This window comes from Rhodonellum psychrophilum GCM71 = DSM 17998 (assembly GCF_000381545.1).
Taxonomy (GTDB): domain Bacteria; phylum Bacteroidota; class Bacteroidia; order Cytophagales; family Cyclobacteriaceae; genus Rhodonellum; species Rhodonellum psychrophilum.
Map to the genome: position 1 here is coordinate 36,187 of NZ_KB906681.1, position 23,352 is coordinate 59,538.

The 23,352-nt window shown below is 40.6% G+C and carries 20 protein-coding genes; 18 read left to right on the top strand and 2 right to left on the bottom strand.

What is annotated here, in order from left to right; genetic code table 11:
* Nucleotides 1-220: 220 nt before the first annotated feature.
* A complete protein-coding gene (locus F824_RS0114025; protein WP_019598541.1) occupies nucleotides 221-2,584 on the bottom strand; it encodes an ABC transporter permease in 2,364 nt (787 codons plus the stop codon).
* Nucleotides 2,585-3,612: 1,028 nt separating this feature from the next.
* Between F824_RS0114025 and F824_RS0114035 the strand changes: the two genes are divergently transcribed.
* The 4 genes from F824_RS0114035 (at nucleotide 3,613) to F824_RS0114050 (ending at nucleotide 6,908) form a co-directional block, all read left to right on the top strand.
* Entirely contained in the window at nucleotides 3,613-4,434 is an 822-nt protein-coding gene (locus F824_RS0114035) for an oxidoreductase (RefSeq protein ID WP_026333717.1), read from the top strand.
* A gap of 8 nt (nucleotides 4,435-4,442) precedes the next feature.
* On the top strand, nucleotides 4,443-4,943 hold the full coding sequence (locus tag F824_RS0114040) for a hypothetical protein (protein WP_019598544.1): 501 nt from the start codon (nucleotides 4,443-4,445) through the stop codon (nucleotides 4,941-4,943).
* A gap of 9 nt (nucleotides 4,944-4,952) precedes the next feature.
* Nucleotides 4,953-5,861: a helix-turn-helix domain-containing protein gene (locus F824_RS0114045; protein ID WP_019598545.1), complete on the top strand. Its 909-nt coding sequence runs from the start codon at nucleotides 4,953-4,955 to the stop codon at nucleotides 5,859-5,861.
* Between the two features lie 255 nt (nucleotides 5,862-6,116).
* On the top strand, nucleotides 6,117-6,908 hold the full coding sequence (locus F824_RS0114050; RefSeq protein ID WP_019598546.1) for a DUF3050 domain-containing protein: 792 nt from the start codon (nucleotides 6,117-6,119) through the stop codon (nucleotides 6,906-6,908).
* A 187-nt stretch (nucleotides 6,909-7,095) separates the two neighbouring features.
* Here F824_RS0114050 and F824_RS0114055 read toward each other — a convergent pair whose 3' ends face one another.
* Complete coding sequence (locus F824_RS0114055) at nucleotides 7,096-7,767, bottom strand: porin family protein (protein ID WP_022582266.1); 672 nt, start codon at nucleotides 7,765-7,767, stop codon at nucleotides 7,096-7,098.
* Nucleotides 7,768-8,590: 823 nt separating this feature from the next.
* On the opposite strand from F824_RS0114055, the gene F824_RS0114070 reads away from it, so the two are divergent.
* From F824_RS0114070 to F824_RS27520, 14 genes are all read left to right on the top strand, one after another.
* On the top strand, nucleotides 8,591-9,694 hold the full coding sequence (locus tag F824_RS0114070) for a porin (RefSeq protein ID WP_026333718.1): 1,104 nt from the start codon (nucleotides 8,591-8,593) through the stop codon (nucleotides 9,692-9,694).
* A gap of 99 nt (nucleotides 9,695-9,793) precedes the next feature.
* Complete coding sequence (locus F824_RS0114075) at nucleotides 9,794-10,213, top strand: hypothetical protein (RefSeq protein ID WP_019598551.1); 420 nt, start codon at nucleotides 9,794-9,796, stop codon at nucleotides 10,211-10,213.
* Nucleotides 10,214-10,667: 454 nt separating this feature from the next.
* Complete coding sequence (locus tag F824_RS0114080; protein WP_019598552.1) at nucleotides 10,668-11,237, top strand: Crp/Fnr family transcriptional regulator; 570 nt, start codon at nucleotides 10,668-10,670, stop codon at nucleotides 11,235-11,237.
* 80 nt (nucleotides 11,238-11,317) lie between these two features.
* Nucleotides 11,318-12,385: an SDR family oxidoreductase gene (locus F824_RS0114085; protein WP_019598553.1), complete on the top strand. Its 1,068-nt coding sequence runs from the start codon at nucleotides 11,318-11,320 to the stop codon at nucleotides 12,383-12,385.
* A 673-nt stretch (nucleotides 12,386-13,058) separates the two neighbouring features.
* Entirely contained in the window at nucleotides 13,059-16,916 is a 3,858-nt protein-coding gene (locus F824_RS0114100; RefSeq protein ID WP_019598555.1) for a DUF7149 domain-containing protein, read from the top strand.
* 37 nt (nucleotides 16,917-16,953) lie between these two features.
* The gene (locus F824_RS0114105) at nucleotides 16,954-17,382 is read left to right on the top strand and encodes a hypothetical protein (RefSeq protein ID WP_022582267.1); all 429 of its coding nucleotides are present in this window, start codon (nucleotides 16,954-16,956) and stop codon (nucleotides 17,380-17,382) included.
* 145 nt (nucleotides 17,383-17,527) lie between these two features.
* The gene (locus F824_RS27820) at nucleotides 17,528-18,133 is read left to right on the top strand and encodes a hypothetical protein (RefSeq protein WP_019598557.1); all 606 of its coding nucleotides are present in this window, start codon (nucleotides 17,528-17,530) and stop codon (nucleotides 18,131-18,133) included.
* 60 nt (nucleotides 18,134-18,193) lie between these two features.
* Nucleotides 18,194-18,499, top strand: coding sequence for a hypothetical protein (locus F824_RS27825; protein ID WP_019598558.1), 306 nt, complete (start codon nucleotides 18,194-18,196; stop codon nucleotides 18,497-18,499).
* Nucleotides 18,500-18,890: 391 nt separating this feature from the next.
* A complete protein-coding gene (locus tag F824_RS0114115; RefSeq protein WP_019598559.1) occupies nucleotides 18,891-20,633 on the top strand; it encodes a TrkH family potassium uptake protein in 1,743 nt (580 codons plus the stop codon).
* Nucleotides 20,634-20,645: 12 nt separating this feature from the next.
* Complete coding sequence (locus F824_RS0114120) at nucleotides 20,646-21,338, top strand: potassium channel family protein (protein WP_019598560.1); 693 nt, start codon at nucleotides 20,646-20,648, stop codon at nucleotides 21,336-21,338.
* Entirely contained in the window at nucleotides 21,335-21,598 is a 264-nt protein-coding gene (locus tag F824_RS25935) for a hypothetical protein (RefSeq protein ID WP_019598561.1), read from the top strand. The genes F824_RS0114120 and F824_RS25935 overlap by 4 nt, the downstream gene beginning before the upstream one ends.
* 11 nt (nucleotides 21,599-21,609) lie before the next feature.
* Entirely contained in the window at nucleotides 21,610-22,695 is a 1,086-nt protein-coding gene (locus F824_RS0114130) for a porin (RefSeq protein WP_236613209.1), read from the top strand.
* An 82-nt stretch (nucleotides 22,696-22,777) separates the two neighbouring features.
* Nucleotides 22,778-23,080: an addiction module antidote protein gene (locus tag F824_RS0114135; protein WP_019598563.1), complete on the top strand. Its 303-nt coding sequence runs from the start codon at nucleotides 22,778-22,780 to the stop codon at nucleotides 23,078-23,080.
* Nucleotides 23,081-23,140: 60 nt separating this feature from the next.
* Entirely contained in the window at nucleotides 23,141-23,281 is a 141-nt protein-coding gene (locus F824_RS27520; protein ID WP_154654339.1) for a hypothetical protein, read from the top strand.
* The last annotated feature ends 71 nt before the right edge of the window (nucleotides 23,282-23,352 follow it).

Genomic DNA, 23,352 nt, shown 5'->3' on the forward strand with positions numbered 1-23,352 from the left:
ATCCAATTGATTGTCAATCAATTACAATATTACGTTGAGTACGTAATGCATAAAACGGGTTAAAGCATGGATAAAATCCTTAGCACTCATTTGATAGGGTGTGTATGCTTGGAAGATTTGTCAGGTTTAGCTACCATAGCACCTCCCGTATTTGATATGCGACAGCATTATATCCACCTTCCCATCCAAATAGAGGAGGTTAAAAACAACCCTATGAAAATCACTCACTTCTAAGTGAATGCGTCGGATTGGTCAAAGAGGCTTTGAGGGATTGAAACCCGACTGAGATCAAGGCCACTGCCAACAATCCCAAACCGGAAAGAAGAAATGTAACCCAACTGATATCCACATGGAAAGCAAATCCTGACAGGTAGGATTTGGCAAGGTACCAGGCAATGGGACTGCCAATAAGGATGCTGACCAATACCAACTTGGTAAAATCCCTGCACAGCAAAAGAACAAGATTAAACGAGCTGGCCCCCATCACTTTTCTTATCCCAAGCTCTTTGGTCTTCCGTGCAGCTGTAAAGGTGGATAGTCCAAAAAGGCCCAAGCATGATATCAATATGGCAATGACCATAAAACTCAGCGATAGTTTTCCCATGACCAAATCAGATCGGTATTGCCGTTCAAACAGTTCATCCAAGAAGGTAAATTCAAAAGGATAATCTGGACTATATGTTTTGAAAACCTTTTCGATTCCTGCAAGTGCTTCCGCCATGGAGGCTGGTTGGTTTACTTTTACAAAATAATAGGCTCCCAAATTCTCAGAATAAAGAAATACCAAAGGTTCTATGCCCACCTTGAGGTTATCATTGTGAAAATCGGCGGTCACACCGACAATCTTCCCTTTATGACCCCATACATCCAGTTCGGAACCTATCACTTCATCTTCTGGAATCCCCATGACTTCCATCGCCTTTCGGTTGATGATGTAATGGAGGGAATCCTGGTTTTGTCCAACAAAATTCCTCCCCTGGATCATTTCGATTCCCAAGGTTGGTATGAAACCGGCATCCGACCTGAACAGCTTGAAATGAATGGAAGCATCATTGGGTTTACCGGGCCATTCGATTTCGGTAGTGGTAATAGGGATTACGTAAATATCGCTTCCGCCAAAGCCAATGTTATCTACAGTGGACAATTGGAGCATGGCGTTTTTGAAAGGAGCGGTATTGGCAATCAGGTTTTTGTTCTGATCAATGACCAGAACCTGACTTTTGTTGAAACCCAGGTCTTTGTTGCTGATATAATTGATCTGTTGATAGATGATGATACTCCCCACCATCAAAATCACCGCCGATGCAAATTGGATGACAACCAAAGTCTTTCTCAAGCCACTTCCAGTAAGAAGGCTTCCGGCATTTCTTTGGAAAATGGTCAAAGGCTTAAATGAAGAAAGAAAAATAGCTGGATATATTCCTGCGAGCAAGCCACACACCAGTGTAATCATAATTGCCCCTCCCAAAAACAGGGGATCAAAAATATCCAGTTGGATGGATTTGGAGGTAATGGTATTGAAGAAAGGAAGCAAGAGCTGCACCAGCAAAATGGCCAACAAGAAGCCCAGAAAAGCAAGGATAAGTGACTCCAACATAAAATGGACCACCAAGCCGGACCTGTTGGCTCCGATAATTTTCCTGACACTGACTTCTTTACTCCTGCTTGCGGCACTCGCAGTGGCCAGGTTCATAAAATTGATACAGGCCATCAGGAGGATTATTCCAGCGACGGCCCCAAATAGCATAACCTGATCTATTCTTCCACCCACATTTTTCCCTCCCTCAAACTTCCCGTTAAGGTATAATTTACTGAAGCCATACAGAAATGGACTTGTAGTACAATCTTCGCAATTGCTGTTGATCAGCCTTTCCAGTTTTTGGTTTACTGCAGGCAATGACGCTTTTGGGTCCAGCGTCACATAGGTATTTGTCCCGCCTGTTCCCCATCCCTGCATCCAGGGATTTTCCTGATAATAAACCTCAAAGGGCGCCACGTACTCAAACTGAATTCTGGAATGTAGAGGAACATCGGCGAAAACTGCGGAAACCATGAATTCCTGCGTCTGTTCTATCTGAACCGTTTTCCCTATAGGATCCGTTTTTCCGAACAATTTGTCTGCAAGCTTTTGGGAAATGGCTATGGAATTGATTGCGGGCAAAGGCTTGGAAGGGTCACCATGGATGATAGGGAAGTTGAAGATGGAAAACCAATCAGGGTCTGCATATATTCCCACTTCCTGAAATGAGACCTCCCCGAACTGTAATAATTGCATCGAGGCCATATTGGTAATGGTGATTTTGTTGACTTCCGGAATTTCAGAAAGAATGGCCTCCTTCAGTTTAGCAGGAGTGGCACCGTAAGTATGCACCTGCCCATCCGGAAAAGTTTGGTTGATCAAGACCTGGTACAGCTCCTTGTCATTGGGATGGAATTTATCAAAACCATATTCATCCAAAATCCACAAAAAGATAAAAATGGCTGAAGTCAGACCAATAGTGAGACTGAGGATATTGACAGCAGCATTGGTTTTATGACGAAAGAGATTTCGAAAAGTAGTCCTGAGCGCATGGAAGATCATCATAGAAATAATATTTATCAAACAGAAAGTTCAAGAGCAGTGCCGAATTTAATCGCCCTTATAGGCAATTAGGAGGTTCTTTAGCTGAAAAATCATTTTTCAGCGGACATTTTTTGTCCGCAGATGGACGAATGGGAATCGCCAGCCTTTGTCAACTTTTGTCCCACTTCTCCATCCTATCCTTCGAATTCGCAATTCGAGTAGCAAGGACATTCGGTTGAAGCCGGATTCGTTTATTCTTTTTGCCAACGGAAATGGCTTATTGCGTAGGACATTCCATTGGGAATTCATCAATATTTGGGTGTAGTAAAAACTACACCCAGTGTGCTGGGCGTAATGTCAGGCGCCAGGCGTAGTATTCCACTACGCCATCCTATCCTTCGAATTTGCAATTCGAGTAGTCAAAACATTCGGTTGAAGCCGGATTCGTTTATTCTTTTTACCATTGAAAATGGCTTATTGCGTGGGGTATTCCATTGGGAATTCACCAATATTTGGGTGTAGTAAAAACTACACCCTTTGGTTATCAAGGATCTCCCAAAACCCAAATGCCAAACCCTTCAAAATTCCCCTTTGAAGAACCAAGTCCAAAAAAAGCAAAATCTATCCAAGCTTCCGCAATTCGTATCCGCCCAGGGATCAGCCCCACGCTACATTTGTGTTGTCATCTGAATTTTCAAACTGGAAATATGCATTCGGCTTCGTCATTGGGGTTGAAACTGCAAGAAAAGCAAGCGATTTGGAGAATGGGGCTGAGCACTGAAAAGTTGATTCAGAAATAGCAAACAATTGACGGATCATCAGGCAATTTCAGGCTGGAGTTAAAATGGAAATCTATAAAACGGGTTAAACCCGAAATATGCATTCATTTTCCAAATGGGATTGAAACTGCAAGAAAATCGGCCTATTGGGAGACTAATTCCTGACAACAATAGGCTGAAGTCAAAAACAATCAGCAAATAATTGAACATCATTTTATTACAATATTGAATTGAGTTCTTAATGCATAAAACGGGTTAAACAAGACAACAATGGGCAAAGTGATTTTAATAACCGGTGCCTCCTCAGGCATGGGCAAAGAAGCGGCAAAGGCATTGATCAAACAAGGTCATACCGTGTATACCGCAGCAAGAAGGCTGGACAGCATGAATGATCTGGCGCAAATGGGTGGTTTTCCCATTCAAATGGATGTCTCGAAAAAGGAAGATATTGAAAATGCTGTAAAAACCATCATCGACAAAAGCAATAAAATAGATATCCTTTGGAACAATGCCGGTTTTGGGCTCTTTGGCTCGGTAGAGGAAATCTCCATCGAAGAGGCCCGCAGGCAGTTTGATGTGAATCTTTTTGGTTTGGCCGCCCTGACACAGCAGGTTATCCCCTATATGAGGGAAGCCAAATCAGGAACCATCATCAATACTTCCTCCATGGGAGGCAAAATGTACACGCCGCTTGGGGCTTGGTATCATGCAACCAAGCACGCACTGGAAGGATGGAGCGATTGCCTGCGGTTGGAATTGAAACAATTTAATATCCATGTAGTGATCCTTGAACCTGGAGTTATCTCCACGGCTTTTGGCGAGGTGCTCTATGAACCCATGCTAAAAGTATCGGGAAATGGGCCCTACAAGAAATTTGCCATGGCCGTAGCGGAAGCCACCAAGAATACCTACAGCAAACCCAATGGCGCTTCCCCTTCGTCGGTGATTTCTGATACCCTCGTCAAGATCGTCAATGCACGCCAACCAAAAACGCGTTATCGAGTAGGCAAACTCGCAAAACCCCTGGTTTGGATGAGAACTTATTTGGGCGATACTCTTTTTGATAAAATAATTTTAAGTCAGGTTAAATAACGGAGACCATGCATCCAATCACAGCGACCACACAGTGGGTAAAGGGCGAAGTCCTGCAAGGAAGAATCATGTTTGGCTTCGCCATTCTTATGATTTTCAGTTTCTTGTATTTTACGGATCTTCAAGAATCATTTCACAGGGGAATGGCCTGGCCCTTTGCCTTGCTCATGCTTTTTTTGCTCGGATACGGAGGATTTCAAATGACCATGAGACCCAAACACATAGAAAAAGTAGCGCAAGAAGTGCACAACAACCCAAAAGTTGCCCTGAAAACCGAACTTGATAAAGCCCAAAAAGACGACCTGATCTACAGCCGGCTCAAAGTGATTTGGGTTGTTTCGTTTTTCTTCTCAGCCATCTTGTACTTTGTCCTAAAAAGTGATCTTTGGCAAGGAATGAGCTTGGGTTTTGCGGGATTTTTTTTGGCGGCATTCATTATTGATTCCTTTCTCCACCACCGGCTCAAAACCTATTTGGAAGCTTTACGGATATTGACCCCAATTGACTAATTTTAGAGCATGGAAAAGAACATCCTCGCCATCAAAACCATCACCGATTTGCATGACCTTTTTGGTTTGCCAAAACCGAAACACCCCTTGATTTCTGTGGTGAGACATTCTGATTTGGTGATGGATTTCAACTATAAAGATCAGCGAATCAGCTTGGAGATGTATTTGATTTCCTTGAAAGGCAGTCAGGAGGCGGTATTAAAATACGGGAGAAACAAATACGATTTCCAGGAAGGTTCTTTGGTATTTATGGCCCCCAACCAGGTTTTTTCATTCAGTGAAACTGAATTTTCCCAATCAAAAAATGAGTGGACCATTCTGGTGCATCAGGATTTTATCCACAGTTCGGGATTGAGTCAAGCTATTCAGCACTATCAATTTTTTAATTATGAAGCCAATGAAGCCCTACATCTATCCGATGGGGAGAAAACCTCCATCACCGAAATCGTACAAAAAATAGAAAAGGAATACCACCAAAACATCGACAAGCACACGGATGACATCATGTCCATCAATTTGGAATCCCTGCTGAAGTATTGTCAACGATTTTATGACCGTCAATTTATCACCCGCAGGAATCTCAACAAGGGGGTTTTGGTGGAATTTGAACAGTATTTAAATGCCTATTTTCAAAACGAATTGACTACTAAAGGCATCCCGAGTGTTGGACAGTGCGGTGCAGCGCTCAACCTGTCCCCGTATTATTTGAGCGATGTCCTGAAGGCCGAGACCGGTAAAAGCACCAAGGAACATATTGACCTTTACCTTGTCAATAAAGCCAAAGGTTTGCTTCTACAATCCAAAGACAGCATCAGTGGCATCGCCTATGCATTGGGTTTTGAATACCCCAACCACTTTAGCAAACTCTTCAAGGCGAAAACAGGATTGAGCCCGAGTGAATACAGGAGCTACAACTAGAAATAATATCCCGGCATTCTTTTTTCAGCCTCCCCAGAAGGCGCTACAACCTGACGCGGGAAAGTGCATCCCACTGCAAATATGGATCTTGCATTTTTTGGTCATTTTTCCTTCTTCTATTTATTAATTTCAACAAGGTTATCCCTGAACATTTCGACTTCCAATGGGGTTTAAAACGGAGTAGATTTCAACCCATCCATACCTGTCGGTTTTCAAGGCAAAGCCCAAAAATCAGCAGACAAAAATCCAAAAACAATGAATGCACAAATAGAAAAAATAAGAAGGACCATCGCGCCCTTACAGGAGGAAATCACCAATCACAAAGTTTATTCCATCATCCAAGACGTCGACGACTTGAAGATTTTCATGCAATACCACATTTATGCGGTATGGGACTTTATGTCACTGCTCAAAACCCTTCAAAACAACCTGACCTGCACGACCGTCCCCTGGTTTCCCAAAGGTTCGGCAGATACCCGACACCTTATCAACGAAATTGTCGTGGGGGAAGAGTCGGATGTTGACGCCAATGGGATCAGGAAAAGTCATTTTGAACTGTACCTCGACGCCATGAACCAATGCGGGGCAGACACCCAGCCCATTGATCAATTCATTGCGGTCTTGAAAAAATCCGGCGATTTCCAGACGGCATATCTGGCCTCAAATACCCCGCAAGCTGCCCGAAACTTTGTGGATTTCACCTTCGACATTATTGGAAGCAACAAGGACCATCTGCAAGCCGCAATTTTCACTTTTGGACGCGAGGACCTTATCCCCGGTATGTTTATAGCGATGGTCAATGACATCCACAAGAATTTTCCCGACAGCATTTCGACCTTCAAATATTACCTCGAAAGACACATTGAAGTTGACGGAGACCACCATAGCCACCTTGCCTTGGAGATGACCTCCAACCTCTGCGGAACGGATGAAAATCGCTGGAAAGAAGCCGAACAAGTGACGATCCAATCCCTGGAAAAACGGATTGAACTTTGGGATGGGGCTTACAACCAAATCATCAAAAGGAAAATCACTGCCGATATATAAGCAAAAAACCCTTCCGAGCATTCGGGAGGGTTTTTGATTTCAGTGCAAGGCGGATACTTGGACTGGGAGAATCCGAATCGCGGGCTCGTTTCTGTGTAGGATTGCAAATCCTGGTTTATCTGTGGTTCGAGATTATAAATCTCAAACAGCTGGGTGTAGTAGAAACTACACCCAAGGAAGGCTCGTATTAATTTCCTCCAAATCGGTAACCCAAAGATATCCCAAGTACCCTGTTGTTCACTTTGGCACCACCTTCAGAACTCGGCGAAATATTTGCCAGACCCAAACCATAAGACAATCCAATTTGAATCGCATTTATTTCTACCCCTGCCCCAAAAGACAAACCATAATCAAGCCTTCTAAAGTCATCATCTTCACCCGAACCCCATTTAACATCTTCTTCGGTTTTTTCAGTTTCGCCCATGCTGGTGAATTCAGATTTGATTTTCCCACTTAAACCCATTCCAATATAGGGCCCGAAAGCACCATAAATTTTTGCAGACCCCAGGTCAGCCGTGGCCTTGGCAAGCAGCGGAATATCAAGATAAAGAAGATTCACTCTCGAATCAAACTCAACCATTTCCTCAAAAATCGATTCTTCTTCACTTATTTTCACTCCTTTACTGGAGAGAAGTAAGCCGGTTTCGAATGAAAACACCTCGGATATTGGGAATTCGGATGTTACCCCAAAAAGAAAACCCGGATTCATCTTAAAATCATCACTGTAGGTGCCCTCATCATCTTTTGCAAGAAATTTTGACAAGTTCAATCCGCCTTTGACCACAAATGATTGCGCATAAGACTCAGTAGCCATTGTGAATCCCATAACCACAACAAACAGTTTTAATAGATTTTTCATGTGGAATTTGCTTATTTTTTTCCTACTCGTAAGGTTTTTCAGTATCACCCCGTTTTTTAAAGTGGGCTCTGGTCTCCACTTTTTTGTTTTCTTTTGTTTCAGTACTCTGGTAAATCAAAACCCTTAACCACTATCTGATTATGAAGCATTTTCAAGCTGGAATAGCCTTGAAAAACCTAACATGGGTAGTCTTGTGCTTTGACCTGGGTTTCCAAAAAAGATGTTGGAATTGATGTTCATAAAATCCATTCTTTGATGATTTCAGGACCAAAAAAAATTTGTACAGTCCTTTTTTACTATTGAAATACGCTTATGAAAAATTTGAAACAAGACAAAAATAAAATTAATCAAATGAATATTTATTTACATATTAAAACTACAATAAATATAATATGTAATTTTTCATTTAAAAAACATTGTTAATTAAATAGTTAAAATTTATTTTTTTTTAAAAAATAAGATTCAAAAAACATCCTTTTTAGGTTGGCCGAAAATATCGACAAAGGTATTTTCTTGTCATCGAATTGCATCCCAGACCCTTGTCAATTGACTTGCACTGATCATCATGATGCATTCCTAGGTCCAAACCAACCAGAATTTGCCCACCAATAACTAAAACCCATTATTCTCCAAATAGCCTGATTTTCATTCCGTTTCAGACCCCTTTAAAGAATGATCTGGTCCGAGGGATTACAAATCTTAAATTGTTTGTTCGTTTCAGAGCAGGATTGCAAATCCTGAATTATCTTTGGTTAAAGATTGCAAATCCCGAACAACGCGGACAGCGAAATCCCGAACAGCATGGCGGTCAAAACTAAAATGGATGAAGCTTTTTAAAGGAATATTGCTGTTGAGCTTGATGAGTTTCAGCCTATCCGCGCAGGTCGACAGCGTTTGGCAACAGAAACCAGAAATAAGCATTTTCGGTTTTACTGACGTGTTTTATGTCTATGATCTTAACGAGCCCCAGGGCAGGGAAAGGCAGCCGTTTTTGTTCAACCATAACCGACACAATGAATTCAATTTGAATTTGGGCTTGGTGAAATTGGCCTTGGCCCACACGAAATACAGAGCCAATTTTGCCTTGCAGACAGGCACCTATGCCAATGACAATTATGCGGCAGAACCCGGCCTGTTGAAAAATATTTTTGAAGCCAACATCGGCATTTCACTCAACAAGAAAAACAACCTATGGTTGGATGCCGGAGTTTTGCCTTCACATATCGGCTTTGAAAGTGCCATTTCCATGGACAATATGACCCTGACACGTTCCTTGTTGGCGGAGAATTCACCCTATTTTTTGACAGGCGCAAAATTGACCTTCACGCCCAAACAGAAATGGGAATTCGCGGGACTGATGGTCAACGGCTGGCAACGCATTCAACGCTTGGAGGGAAATTCCCTCCCGGCATTTGGAACCCAAGTAAACTTCAGCCCAACGGAAAAAACCACCCTGAACTGGAGCACCTTTATCGGAACAGACGACCCAGATGCCATCCGGCGCATGCGTTACTTCAGTAACTTATATGGACAATTTCAACTCACGGAAAAATTGGGTTTTGTCGCAGGCCTTGACATCGGGACCCAACAAAGATCAAAGGGAAGTACAGCCACTGATTTTTGGCTCAGCCCTGTCTTCATAGGACAATACGCCCTCAACAACACCTGGAAAACCGCTATCCGAGCCGAATACTATCAGGACGAAACGGGTATTATGATTCCAACTGATACTGCGAACGGTTTCCAGACCACCGGGCTTTCCGTCACTTTAGACTACTCCCCTGCCCCAAACCTGGTTTGCAGACTGGAAGGACGATGGCTGAAGAGCAAGGACAAGATCTTTGAAACCAAAACAGACCCAACGCATCATAACCTGATCATCGCCGCATCCATGGCCATCCAATTTTCGGAGACCTTCAGGAAATAGGGCGATTACCAGGATTGCAAATCCTGTAATATCTGGGTTCGGGATTGCAAATCCCGAACAGCGGATTTACATTGGCTGCCGCAATTAAAAATGTGAACCATGAAATACCTCCTCTTTGTCTGCTCCATATTTGCCATTGGCTGCTCCCCTTTCAGCAAGATTGCCGAAGAAACGAAAATTGGTTCCGAGGACAATTATGTGTCGGTTTCCAATCCGGAAGCCAATTTCCATTCCCTGACTTTTGGGGATTTTGAATTTGCGGTCAATCAAAAGCAGTTCAGAAACCTGAACCCCGCAAAACCAATTTTTAGGAATATCCTGTTTTATGCCATCGCCGACCAACCTACATACGATTACTATGTGCTGGAGAATCCCAAAAACAGGACAATCGTCCATCCGGATTACATTTTGAAAGACACCCTCCTGGGCAATACCCAGATCACCGTCGCCTTTTCCAAAAACGCGCCAACATCAGACCTTGATTTTATCCGCAGCAAAATCAGCCTCGGAAAGAAGTAAGCGCTCCCAACAAGCATCGACTTGCAGCATGCCAGTATGGATTCACCAACATTAGGAGCAGTAGAAACTACACCCAGCGTGGGTAGCCTTTAATTCCCCTTTATTTGCAAAAGGCATGATCAGACTGATCATGAGCACAGGAAATTGAATAAAATCTAATAAAAAGTCGATTAGAGCACCCTTACTTTATATTTGCTAGATTGCATTGGAAAGCATCCCGCAAGAGGTTTTTGTAATCCCCTTATTCATTTGACCTGAAATATCCATTCGGTTTGCTTATGGTTTGAAACTGCAAGAAAATCAGACTATTTGGTGAACTAAAGTGTAGTAACCAATAGTGTGAGGGAAAAAGCAACAAACAACTGAATGACAATTAAGTAATTATAGGGTGGAGTTGAATTGCTCTTGCAGAACATGGGTTTAATTAAATTTTTAAAAACAGAAAAGAGCTGGAATGGGAATAGAAGATGCCTTGAGGAAACAAATTGAAGCCATAGTCATATTGACAGACAATGAATATGATTTAGTACTGCGCCACTTTGAAGCCAAAAATTATAAAAAACATCAATATGTGGTGCAAGCTGGCTCTTCCGCACCTTATGATCATTTTGTGTCAAAGGGGCTCTTGAAATCATCTTTTACTGATGAAGATGGGAAAGAACACATCATTCAATTTGCCATGGAGGATTGGTGGATTTCTGACCCTCAGGCCTATCATAATCGGTTAGACGCTACTTTAAATATTGATTGTCTGGAGAATACCCAAGCACTGGCCATCTCTATAGACAACAGGGAAAAGCTTTGTGTCGAATGCCAAAAAATGGAGTATTTTTTCTTGAAAAAAACCACTGCAGGGTACATCGCCCTGCAAAAAAGGATTTTATCACTTATGAGCCAAAATTCTGAAGATCGCTACCGACTATTTAAAGAACTTTATCCTGATCTGGTCAACAGGCTTCCAAAAAAGTTGATCGCCTCTTATTTGGGTATCAGCCGTGAAACCCTTAGCCGCTTATCCATATAGTGTGACTTAGCGCACATGCATGGCGTGATCTATGTCCTTTTAGAACCCTGAAAAATTTCTGAAATTTGCAGATAAAAAAGATGGAAGATAAAATAGCATTGGTAGTTGGGGTAACCGGAATCACAGGAAGTAGTGTAGCCGATTCACTGATCAAGAAAGGATGGAAAACTTATGGGTTATCCAGAAACCCGAATATAAGCATTGAGTCCCTAATTCCTGTAGCGGCAAACTTGCTGGATGAAGCAGACCTGCAAAAAGCTTTGGCAGAGGTAAAACCCAGCCATGTATACTTATCTACCTGGATGCGCCATGCTACCGAAGCGGAAAACATAAAAGTAAACAGCAGCATGGTCAAGAATCTTTTGAATACCCTTTCACCTCATAAATCCATCAGACATGTCGCTTTGGTGACCGGACTTAAACATTATTTGGGACCTTTTGATGATTATGCCAAAGGAGCATCTCCACTGACGCCGTTTAGGGAAGATCATCCCCGTCTGGACACGCCTAATTTTTATTATGCACAGGAAGATGAGGTCTACGCAGCTGCAGCAAGAGACGGATTTACTTGGAGTATCCATCGCCCTCACACAGTCATTGGCAAAGCCGTAGGCAACTTGATGAATATGGGCACTACCTTGGCAGTTTATGCAAGCATCTGTAAGGAAAAAGGACAAGCTTTTACCTGGCCTGGATCTGAAGCACAGTGGGAAGGCATTTCAGATATGACAGATGCCAATGTTTTGGCAGATCAGTTGATCTGGGCTTCTACGACGCAGGCTGCTCAAAATAAAGCTTTTAATATCACCAATGGAGATATTTTTAGATGGAAATGGATGTGGGAACAAATCGCAAATTATTTCGGCTTAGAAATACAAGGGTATACAGGAGAGAACAAATCCCTGGAGCAGCAAATGGCAGGGGACGAAGAAGTATGGAATGATATCGCTTCGAAATACAATTTGAAGGAAAATAACCTTTCAAAGCTGGCCTCTGCCTGGCATACCGATTTGGATTTGAGCCGACCGATAGAGATTATGACAGATATGTCCTTGAGTAGGAAACTGGGATTTACAACCTACAAACCTACCCTGGATTCCTTTATTGAGCTTTTTGAAGATCTCCGTGCAGATAAATTAATTCCATAAAAATTATTGAAAAAAAGGAAAACCACTGAAAATCATCCATGGGAAAATTTTGCTTTTGAAACTACCCTTTCCACCAGAAGCCATTTGCATTCACTTGACAATCCAATGGTCTTGGATTGTCAAGTGAATGCTTGTTTTTTCGGCTAAACCTGGAAAAAGAAGAAAAAAATCCACACCAGCAGCAAAAAACTGCGCTAGGCGTAGTATGCCACTACGCCTTCCTATCCTTCGAATATGTAATTCGAGTAAGGACAACATTCGATTGAAACCGGTATTCGTTTTTGCTTTAGCCATTGGAAATGGCTTATTGCGTGAGGTATTCCATTGGGAATTCAACAATATTTGGGTGTAGTAAAAACTACACCCAGGGCGCTAGGCGTAATGTCAGGCGCTAGGCGTAGTATGCCACTACGCCTTCCTATCCCTCGAATTTGCAATTCGAGTAGCAAAAACATTCAGCTGTAGCCGGATTCGTTTTTCCTTTTGCCATTGGAAATGGCTTATTGCGTGAAGCATTTCCTTGGGCATTCACCAATATTTGGATGTAGTAAAAACTACACCCAGCGCGGGCATGTAAAAATTCTATGGGTAATCGCTATTTTTTCAACATCCAGAACTAATAAGCCCCAGAAAAAAACTATCTTATGCCACCGAAAAGAAATTTACCGCGTAAATGAAAATCAACAGACTGAAACCCAGGAAGGCGCTCAACAAGGCATTTTTAAAAGTGAAACCGAACAGGACGGACATTGAGCGGTTTAAGACCAACCTGATCCAGCTGCTCGACAGGACCAATGACACCGAATCGGAGGAGTTCCATAAAAACCTGGTCATTGACTTTCTGAAGAAAACCTATTACGAGCCCAACCACTACATCAATACCAAAGGGCGAAATGACCTGGTCATCCACAACGGGGACAAGTCCAGCAGCCCGGTGGCCGTGATCATCGAAACCAAAAAGCCGACCAACAAAACCGAAATGCCTCAGGTATCCAATGGCGCCGAAAAGCTGAACACCAAAGCCTTTCAGGAACTGGTCCTGTACTATCTCCGCGAGCGGATCACACACAAGAATCTTGAGGTCAGGCAACTGGTCATCACCAATATCAATGAATGGTTTATCTTTGATGCCACCACCTTTGACCGCTTGTTTGCCCAAAACAAAAACCTGGTCAAGCAATTCCAGGATTTTGAAGGAGGACGCTTGGCGGATACCAAAACCGACTTTTTCTACAGACAGATCGCCGAACCGTTTATTGCGGCGCTCGAACCCGAAATTGAATTTACCTACTTCAACCTTCAGGATTACCAAAAACCGCTGCGGAACGCCGACAAAGCGGACGACAACATACTGATTGCCCTTTTCAAATTGCTGTCTCCCGAGCACCTCCTAAAGCTCCCCTTCACCAACGACAGCAACAGCCTCGACAAAAGGTTTTACAGTGAGTTTCTGCACATCATCGGGCTGACCGAAACCAAGGAAGGCGGCAAAAAACTGATCAACCGAAACAAAGAAGGCGAGCGGAATACGGGCAGTATTCTGGAAGATGCCATCATTCAGCTGGACAGCATGGACAAAATCAGCCGTCTGGAGCGCCCCAGCCAGTTTGGAAACACCCAACAGGAACGGCTATTCACTGTTGCCCTGGAGCTGACCATCACCTGGATCAATAGGATCCTGTTCTTGAAATTGCTGGAAGCCCAGCTCCTCACCTATCACCGTGGCGATACGGCTTATGCATTCCTGAATCTTGATAAAATCAAAAGCTATGACGACCTCAATGGCTTGTTTTTTCAGGTACTGGCACGCAGGTACCCAGAACGAAACGAAGATGTAAAAAAAGCATTCGACAAAGTCCCCTATCTCAATTCCTCGCTTTTTGAACCTACGGAAATAGAGCATTCCACTTTGTTTATCAGCAATCTGAGAGACGACAAGAAAATCCCGATTTTTTCGCAGACCGTCCTCAAAGATGACAAGGGCAAAAAGCTCAGCGGCGAAATGCCAACTTTGGAGTATCTGTTCCGATTCTTGGAGGCCTATGATTTTGGGGCAGAAGGTGGAGAGGATATTCAGGAAGACAACAAGACCTTGATCAATGCCTCCGTTCTTGGATTGATCTTCGAAAAAATCAATGGCTACAAAGAGGGTTCCATCTTTACGCCCGGATTTGTCACCATGTATATGTCCGGTGAAACCATCCGGAAGGCCGTGGTACAGAAATTCAACGAGGCCAAAGGCTGGAATTGCAAATCCTTTGAAGAACTCAAAGAGGATATCCAAGAAGAAATAAAAGCAGGAAACAGAAAGGAAGTCAGAAAATCGGCCAATCAAATCATCAACAGCCTGAAGATCATCGACCCGGCCGTGGGCTCGGGACATTTCTTGGTTTCGGTACTGAACGAACTGCTCGCCATCAAAAGCGAGCTGAAAGTCCTGGTGGATGCCCACTACGAACCCTTGAGCAGCTATACGGTAGAAGTCGTCAATGACGAGCTCATCGTCACAGACGAAGAGGGTATCTTATATCAATACAATCCCAAATCCAAGGAGAGCCAACGCATCCAGGAAACGCTGTTCCACGAAAAGCAAATCCTGATCGAAAGCTGCCTATTTGGGGTGGATATCAATCCCAATTCCGTAAAAATATGCCGGCTCAGGCTTTGGATAGAACTGCTGAAGAGTGCATATTACAAGCAGCAGGACGAAGACCTTCAAGGTTTCTCCCGTGAGCTCGAAACCCTGCCCAACATTGACATCAATATCAAATGCGGCAACTCGCTGGTCAGCCGCTTTGCCATAGATGCCGACCTGAAGCAGGCTTTGAAAAAGAGCAAATGGTCCATAGACAGCTATCGCATCGCGGTAGCGACCTACCGCAATGCCAAAACCAAGGAAGAAAAAAGAGAGATGGAGCGGCTAATTGCCGACATCAAATCGGATTTCCGGAGTGAAATCGCCAAGAACGACCCCAAGATCAAGCGCAAGGCCCAACTGGCCGGTGAACTCTACAACCTCACCATGCAGCAGGGCCTCTTCGAGGAAAGTCCCAAACTGAAAAAAGAACGCCTGGCCAAAGCCGCCAAACTAGAAGCCAACCTCAACCAACTGGAAACCGAAATCGAAGAAATCAAAGGCAATAAGATTTTTGAAAATGCTTTTGAATGGCGCTTTGAATTTCCGGAGGTGCTGAATGAGGAGGGGGATTTTGTGGGTTTTGATGTGGTGATCGGGAATCCGCCTTATATGAGGATTCAAGAGTTGAATGAATATGCAGAGACATACAAGTCTATTTTTAAATGTGCTAAAACAGGCAATTATGATATTTATGTTCTATTTATAGAAAAGAGTGTTCAATTATTGAACGCATCTGGAAACCTACAATTTATCCTACCTCATAAATTTTTAATAGCAGATTTTGGTAAAGGGATCAGAGATATTCTATACAATTCAAAAAATGCTAGTGAAATAATACATTTTGGACACGAAATGATTTTTGAAGGAGTTACGACTTATACATGTTTATTATCATTAAACAATAAAATAAACTCAGAGCTAAAGTTCATAGAAATAGATTCATCACAACTTACGGACAAAAAAGATTTTATAAACCTTAGCTATGAAAATATACCAGGTTCAGAACCATGGTTATTTATGAAAAATGAATCTTTATCTGTAATGGATCGATTAACGAATTTACCATTAAAAATAGGGGATGTTTTAGATAAGGTTTTTTCAGGAATCCAAACAAGTGCAGATAAAATTTACTCAATTATTGGGGGAGAAAATAATGGCTTTGTAATTGGAAAGTCAAAAAATGGAGACGAAAATGTTTCTGTTGAATTGGGACTTGTTAAACCGTTGATAAAAGGAGAGGATATAAAAAGATATTCTACGATACACAGTGACACATATGTTATTTTCCCATACTTGTTAGTGGAAGGAGAAGCAAATCCAATGAGCGAAGAATACATAAGAGAAAAATTTCCTGTCGGTTATAATTATTTAAAGAAATACGAAAGCAATTTACGTGGTAGAGAAAAGGGGAAAATGGATTTTGCTGATAAATGGTTTTTATATAACTATCCCAAAAATCTGGTATTAGCAAATCAGAATAAACTTGTTTCACCAGACATCACTTTTGGAATGAACATTACCAAAGAATCTGGTAATTTCTGTGTCAAAAATGGTGCTTATGGAATCACTATAAAACTAAAATATAAAAAATATGAAAACGAAATAATTGCAATTCTCAATTCAAAACTACTTTGGTATTATATTCAAAACACAGGGAACGTATTGAGAGGAGGATATTTTAGATTTAATACCAAATATATATTACCCTTTCCATTGCCAGATTTTACAAAAGCGAACACTTCCATTCTATCTAAACTTGTAAATAAAACTTTTGAAGCTAAGCAAAAAGGTTTAGGAAGCAGAGAATATGAGAACCAAATAGATCAGTTGGTTTATGCGCTTTATGAATTGACGGAGGAGGAAATCGCCATTGTGGAAGGCTCCAGTAAATAGCAATGGGGTTTGTAAAGTCCTTAAAATTTTTGGAAATATGAAAAAAATAAAGTTTGATGATTTAAGCTACAATTGGTATTTTATCTCAATAATCCTATTGTCTTCTATTTTGCTAAGTATTGGGTATTTTGAATTGATTGCGTTTGAAAATCCAAAATCATATAAATATTTTACTGCATCTGGACACTTTATTCAAATAATTTTATTGGGTAGAATGTTTTGGTTTAAGAATTATGTGCAATGGAATAAAAAAGGAATCGGCATTCGTATTAAGACATTTATTGGAAAATCAATAGCATTCGATGATATAAGAAATACCAAAATAGAAGGCAAAATTTTAACAATATATAAATATAACGGAAAGAGTTATGATTTTGATATCAAGGAAATTGAGGAAAGTGATGTTAAAAAACTTTATGACATCATTAACCAATACTCTCGCTTCCCCAAGTTTTTGAATAATTAATTTCAAGGAAAATTTACGGGATTTTTTTATCTTTAATTATTGATTAATTAAAAGTAAAGTCGTTTTTAGCTGCTGAGTATTTATACGATCAAAGGTTATAAAATGCATTAATCAAAGAGTAATAATTAATTTAATCGACCACCAAATGACATTAAAAGAAGCGGTTATTAAAAGCTTAGAAGACATTAACGGCATCACCAATTATTTGGAAGTCTGTAATCATATTCTTGGGAAAAACTATTACGACTTCGGAGCAGCGAAAACGCCAGCTTCAACAATTTCTGCCATTTTGGGCGACTTTATCCGCAACGGAGATACACGGGTAAAACGAATAAAACAAGTTGGTGGAACATACTCTTATTACTTGACAAAAAATGAACAGTATCTTCCAGTTGAGGTTCTGAGTGGGGATATTGAAACGCAAACGACAAAACCAACAAAACCCATTAAGGTCAAGACCTACGAAGAAAGGGATTTACATAGACTTTTGAGTAGCTATTTAAAAAATACCGACACCTACTCCAAGACCATTTTTCACGAACAGTCAAATGGCAAAGACAACAACCAAATCTGGACACATCCCGATATGGTTGGTATTAAATTCCTGAACTTACAAACAAAGGCCAGCCAAAATTTTTTAAAGTTTGTAAACAGGGTTGACACCTTTAAAATAAGTTCATACGAGCTCAAAAAGGAAATCAATAGTGACAGCGAGCTAAAAAAGGCATTTTTTCAGGCGGTTTCTAATTAAAGTTGGTCGAATTATGGATATTTAGTAGCATTTGAGTTCAGTGACAGTTTGACCGAAGAAATGGGAAGGTTAAATCAATCCTTTGGAATCGGCATCATAGAACTCAATTCCAATCCATATCAAAGCAAAATTCTTTTTCCTGCAGTCTATCGCGATCTAGATTTCAAGACCATTGACAAACTCTGCAAAATGAACACTGCGTTTAACCAGTTCATCGAGCAAACAGAAAAACTGATGACTGCAAGCGAAAAATATGTATCCGGCGCAGAAAAGGAACTCGATGAATTTTGTGACCATTACTTTGCAAACGATACAGAAGTTGACGCTTATTGCAAAGAAAAACATCTGCCCATAAATGCGGAATAGCCTGCATATTCCTAATCGAAGGCCTAAAATCCAGCATACTTGAAGATATTTGTTCAGTAAATCAAAAGTGGAATGAAAACCGGTACAGGATGACACCAAAACAGGAGATTAGGATTGTGGAGAGGGGTTAAGGTGGATTTTGGATGAAAGGAGAGATTACAGAAAGGAGTATCACTATCAGAGGAATTGATCAAAGAATTTTTTAAAGTAAGGACTAGCCTCCCAAAAAAACAATTAGATTTGGATAAGCCAAAGATATCCGCTTGCTGTGGCGGTATTGGTCACAAGATGCTCCAATAGCGGGAGAATTGCGGGGAGGAAAAAAGTTGTCTGAAGCTTAGGAAACCGACACTTTGAAAAGAATCCGACAGAAAAGGAAACAAAACAATAAATGAATTTAGACTTAAAATTGTTTTATAGAATTGCATTTTGGATTAGCCTGACAGGACTGATTGCCATTATTTCGGACTTCGGGTTTTATCAAAACGCCCTTTCTCAACGAATATTGGATAGCTTTTACTTTGTGGTGCTTGGAGTTGGCATCCTAGCAACAGCTGCCCGATATATTCAAAATGCCAAATTATTAGAAAGGAAAGTTTTTGTTTTTGACCTTATATCCATAGCATTTACGCTATGGGTATTTTACATGTATCTCTTTATAGGTGTACCCTTTGAAACCGATTTACTTCTCGAAAATCCCATTTGGGTCAAAATTGCTGTTCTGCTTACTTTCATTCGAGAGTCTTCGGAAATCAAAATAAACTTCAAAAGGACTGTTCTCAATCCGGCACAACTTTTCATACTGAGTTTTTTAGTCATCATTATTATTGGTTCATTTATATTGATTTTACCGAATGCTACTTATGACGGAATTTCCTATTTAGATGCTTTATTCACTTCAACCAGTGCAGTTTGTGTTACTGGATTGGTGGTGGTGGATACAGGCACACATTTTACATTGTTTGGTCAAACAATCATCATGATCTTAATACAAGTGGGGGGTTTGGGGATTTTGACTTTTGCGAGTTATTTCAGCTATTTCTTTAAAGGCGGCACTACTTATGAAAACCAATTGGCCTTAAGCGATATGACCAGCGCAAAGAAATTGGGAGAAGTATTTTCGACTTTAAAATACATCATTCTCATTACATTTGGTATAGAACTGTTTGCAGGATTTTTAATATACACGAGCATAGATTCCAGCAACTTTGGTTCTCAGTCGGAACAACTATTTTTCTCTGCATTTCATTCTATTTCGGCATTTTGCAATGCAGGATTTTCAACATTAACCAACAGTTTGTACGAGACAGGCTTTAGATTCAATTATTACCTTCAATTGGTTATTATTCTCACATTTGTACTTGGCGGTCTGGGTTTTCCAATAGTGGTGAACATTCTTAAATATTTAAAATACAAAATCATTACTTTATTTTCATCCAAAAGAAGTAAATACAGACCTTGGGTATTGAACTTAAACAGTCGAATTACATTGGTTACCACGCTTTCCATTTCATTGGTGGCTTTTGTCATTTTTTACCTTCTCGAATACAACAATACCTTAGCCGAACACAATGCATTTGGGAAAGTAGTAACGGCACTCTTTGGAGCAACCACACCAAGAACAGCTGGTTTTAACACCATAGACACCGCGGCGATGGCCCTACCCACTGTGATGATGGTATTTCTTTTGATGTGGATTGGTGCTTCGCCCCAATCCACGGGAGGTGGCATTAAAACAAGTACTTTTGCCATTGCGATATTGAATGTTTTGAGTTTGGCAAAAGGAAAATCAAGAACTGAAATTTACAGACGGGAAATAGCTGATATTTCTGTTCGGAGAGCATTTGCCATTATATCTTTGTCATTGGTTGTCATCTGTTTTGCCATACTGTTTATTTCCTTTTTTGACCCCGAAAAACAATTAAAGGAAATCGCTTTTGAGTGTATTTCGGCATACAGTACAGTAGGTTTAAGTTTAGGCATTACAGGTGACTTGAGCAGCGTCAGTAAATTTATCATTATAGTTGTCATGTTTGTTGGACGTATCAGTATGCTTTCATTGGTGATAGCGGTATTCAAGAGAGCAAAGTATAAAAACTACAGCTACCCAAAAGAAGAAATCACAATAAATTAAAAATAGTAAAAGATGAAATATATCATATTCGGCCTTGGGAATTTTGGGGCTTCACTGGCTCAGAAACTTACTGAACTAGGGAATGAAGTCATCGGAATTGATAACAGCATGGCAAAAGTGGATGCTTATAAAGAAAAAATTTCTCATACGATTTGTATGGATGCAACAGACGAGTTTACTGTTTCAGGGCTTCCATTAAAAGAAACTGACATTGTACTCGTTGCTATTGGCGAAGACCAAGGCGCAAATATTATGACAACAGCACTGTTGAAAAATTTTCAGGTCAAACGTTTGATAAGTCGAGCCATCAATCCATTGCACGAAAAGATTTTACAGGCGATCGGAGTGGATGAAATTGTACACCCCGAAGAAGAAACAGCTGAGCGATGGGCAAAAAAATTATGTCTTAGTAACGTCGTGGATTCTTTCGAATTAAATGCTGATTTCAGTATTATTGAAGCAAAAGTACCTGCTGATTATGTTGGTAAAACAGTTCGTGGAGTGGGTTTTCGTAAGGATTTTAATTTATTGGTACTGACTATCATTAAGAAAGTAGAAGTAAAGAGTGTTATCGGTAAATCCAAAACCGAAACACAGATTCAAGGTGTCGCATCAGCGGATACCATACTTGAACCAAACGACATTTTAGTTCTTTATGGTTCAAACAAGGATTTACAAATCTTCCTGAAACAAAAATTAAGATGATGAAAAAATTTGCATCCACAATATTGGTTTTAATAATTTCAGCATCCTGTAATTTGCAGGGCGATAAAACACAGATTGAAAATTCTGAAAAAAGTGCTATCGAGCATGAAATAAAAAAAATCCCTGAAAATAAAGTATCTGTAATTGTCTATGAAGGTTGCGAATACCTCATCTACAAAGAAGACTTGGACGGAAATTCATCCTATGGTTTTATGGCTCATAAGGGTAATTGTTCAAACCCAATTCATCAATGCAAGTAAGAATATATTTGATGCTGCTTTTTTCCTGTTTGAGCAATATTGTTTCGGCTCAAAATGACAGTATTTGGCAACAAAAGCCAGCTTTGAATATTTCGGCCTTTTTGGACGTTTTTTATGTGTATGATTTCAACCAACCACAAGGTACAGAAAGACAAGCATTTCTATTTAATCACAACCGACACAACGAGTTTAACCTGAACTTAGGTATTGTGAAAGTTGGTTTGGAACACACAAAATACCGGGCAAATTTAGCCTTACAAACAGGCACTTATGCCAATGACAACTATTCAGAAGAACCTGGACTACTCAAAAACATTTTCGAAGCGAATGTTGGTTTGTCGCTTAACAGGAAAAATAATCTTTGGTTGGATGCAGGTGTTTTTGCGTCCCATATTGGCTTTGAAAGTGCTATTTCTGCCGACAATTGGACCTTGACACGGTCTATGTTGGCTGAAAACTCACCTTATTTTTTGTCAGGAGCAAAATTAACTTATCACCCAGGCAGCAAATGGGAATTTGCAGGATTAATCGTGAACGGATGGCAACGCATCCAACGGCTACAAGGAAATTCATTGCCCTCATTTGGAACTCAAATAAATTTTAGTCCTACAGAAAAAGTCACATTTAATTGGAGTACGTTCATTGGAACAGACGACCCCGATACGACAAGGAGAATGCGTTACTTCAATAATTTTTACGGGCAATTTCAATTGACAGAAAAGTTTGGTATAATCACAGGATTCGACATCGGAACACAACAGAGAATACAAGGGAGTTCAGTTTATGACCTTTGGTTGAGTCCAGTAATAATAGGACGATACACGATAAATAAAAATTGGAACACAGCCATAAGAGCAGAATATTACCATGACGAATCAGGAATCATCAATCCTACAAACACACCAAATGGATTTAAAACAAGTGGACTTTCATTAAATTTTGATTACTCACCGACAACAAATATCGTTTGTAGATTGGAAGGGCGTTGGTTAAACAGCAAGGACAAAGTTTTTGAAACTAAAAACACCCTGTCAGAGAACAATTTTATCATAGCGGCATCAATCGCAATCAGATTTTCAGAGACAATAGCGCATTAAATCACAATTCTATAAAACAGACGGATTTGAAAAATGGCTCAGAAAAGCAAAGGATTTAAGGGCTAAAACTTAGATAAGAGCAATGGAAATTTCAAAATTTGATATCGCAGACTATTTAGACAATCACGAAATGATAGCGGAATACCTGAACACTGTTTTGGCAGAAGGGAATGATTCCGATGTCATTGTAGCAATCGGACGTATTGCAAAATCAATTGGAATGACAAAGATTGCTCAAGAAACCGGCTTAAGCAGGCCCAGTTTATATAAAGCGTTATCTGATGGCGCTAAACCCCAATTTGAGACAATTATGAAAGTTTTAAGAGCAATCGGTGGAGAAATACAAATAAATCCCAACAGCTTAAGGAAAAACACCACTAGGTAGACCATTGGCCCAAAGACTGAATAAAAAAAACCAATCAAACCGATACTAAAGAAACACAGATTGCCAAACGTTCTTGAGATACGGGATTTGCAACACCAAGTCCAAAAGACAGGGATGACTGCTGAGGATTCATTCAGCATCCATCATGGATTGGTCAGGGTTATGGCAAATCCTTTGGGATCCGTTTGGGATACGGGCTGAAAAAGCCAAAAATAAATATTCCCCGGGGAGCCGTTTCCGGAAAAACCGAAGCGGGTGTTGGTTATTGAGTT

Coding starts and splice junctions, on each gene's coding strand:
- F824_RS27820 (WP_019598557.1), top strand. CDS start 17,528: ATGACATTAAAAGAAGCGGTTATTAAAAGCTTAGAAGACATTAACGGC.
- F824_RS0114045 (WP_019598545.1), top strand. CDS start 4,953: ATGGAAAAGAACATCCTCGCCATCAAAACCATCACCGATTTGCATGAC.
- F824_RS0114135 (WP_019598563.1), top strand. CDS start 22,778: ATGGAAATTTCAAAATTTGATATCGCAGACTATTTAGACAATCACGAA.
- F824_RS0114070 (WP_026333718.1), top strand. CDS start 8,591: ATGAAGCTTTTTAAAGGAATATTGCTGTTGAGCTTGATGAGTTTCAGC.
- F824_RS0114100 (WP_019598555.1), top strand. CDS start 13,059: ATGAAAATCAACAGACTGAAACCCAGGAAGGCGCTCAACAAGGCATTT.
- F824_RS27825 (WP_019598558.1), top strand. CDS start 18,194: ATGGGAAGGTTAAATCAATCCTTTGGAATCGGCATCATAGAACTCAAT.
- F824_RS0114025 (WP_019598541.1), bottom strand. CDS start 2,584: ATGATGATCTTCCATGCGCTCAGGACTACTTTTCGAAATCTCTTTCGT.
- F824_RS0114085 (WP_019598553.1), top strand. CDS start 11,318: ATGGAAGATAAAATAGCATTGGTAGTTGGGGTAACCGGAATCACAGGA.
- F824_RS0114130 (WP_236613209.1), top strand. CDS start 21,610: ATGCTGCTTTTTTCCTGTTTGAGCAATATTGTTTCGGCTCAAAATGAC.
- F824_RS0114105 (WP_022582267.1), top strand. CDS start 16,954: ATGAAAAAAATAAAGTTTGATGATTTAAGCTACAATTGGTATTTTATC.
- F824_RS0114035 (WP_026333717.1), top strand. CDS start 3,613: ATGGGCAAAGTGATTTTAATAACCGGTGCCTCCTCAGGCATGGGCAAA.
- F824_RS0114050 (WP_019598546.1), top strand. CDS start 6,117: ATGAATGCACAAATAGAAAAAATAAGAAGGACCATCGCGCCCTTACAG.
- F824_RS0114115 (WP_019598559.1), top strand. CDS start 18,891: ATGAATTTAGACTTAAAATTGTTTTATAGAATTGCATTTTGGATTAGC.
- F824_RS0114080 (WP_019598552.1), top strand. CDS start 10,668: ATGGGAATAGAAGATGCCTTGAGGAAACAAATTGAAGCCATAGTCATA.
- F824_RS0114040 (WP_019598544.1), top strand. CDS start 4,443: ATGCATCCAATCACAGCGACCACACAGTGGGTAAAGGGCGAAGTCCTG.
- F824_RS0114075 (WP_019598551.1), top strand. CDS start 9,794: ATGAAATACCTCCTCTTTGTCTGCTCCATATTTGCCATTGGCTGCTCC.
- F824_RS0114055 (WP_022582266.1), bottom strand. CDS start 7,767: ATGAAAAATCTATTAAAACTGTTTGTTGTGGTTATGGGATTCACAATG.
- F824_RS25935 (WP_019598561.1), top strand. CDS start 21,335: ATGATGAAAAAATTTGCATCCACAATATTGGTTTTAATAATTTCAGCA.
- F824_RS0114120 (WP_019598560.1), top strand. CDS start 20,646: ATGAAATATATCATATTCGGCCTTGGGAATTTTGGGGCTTCACTGGCT.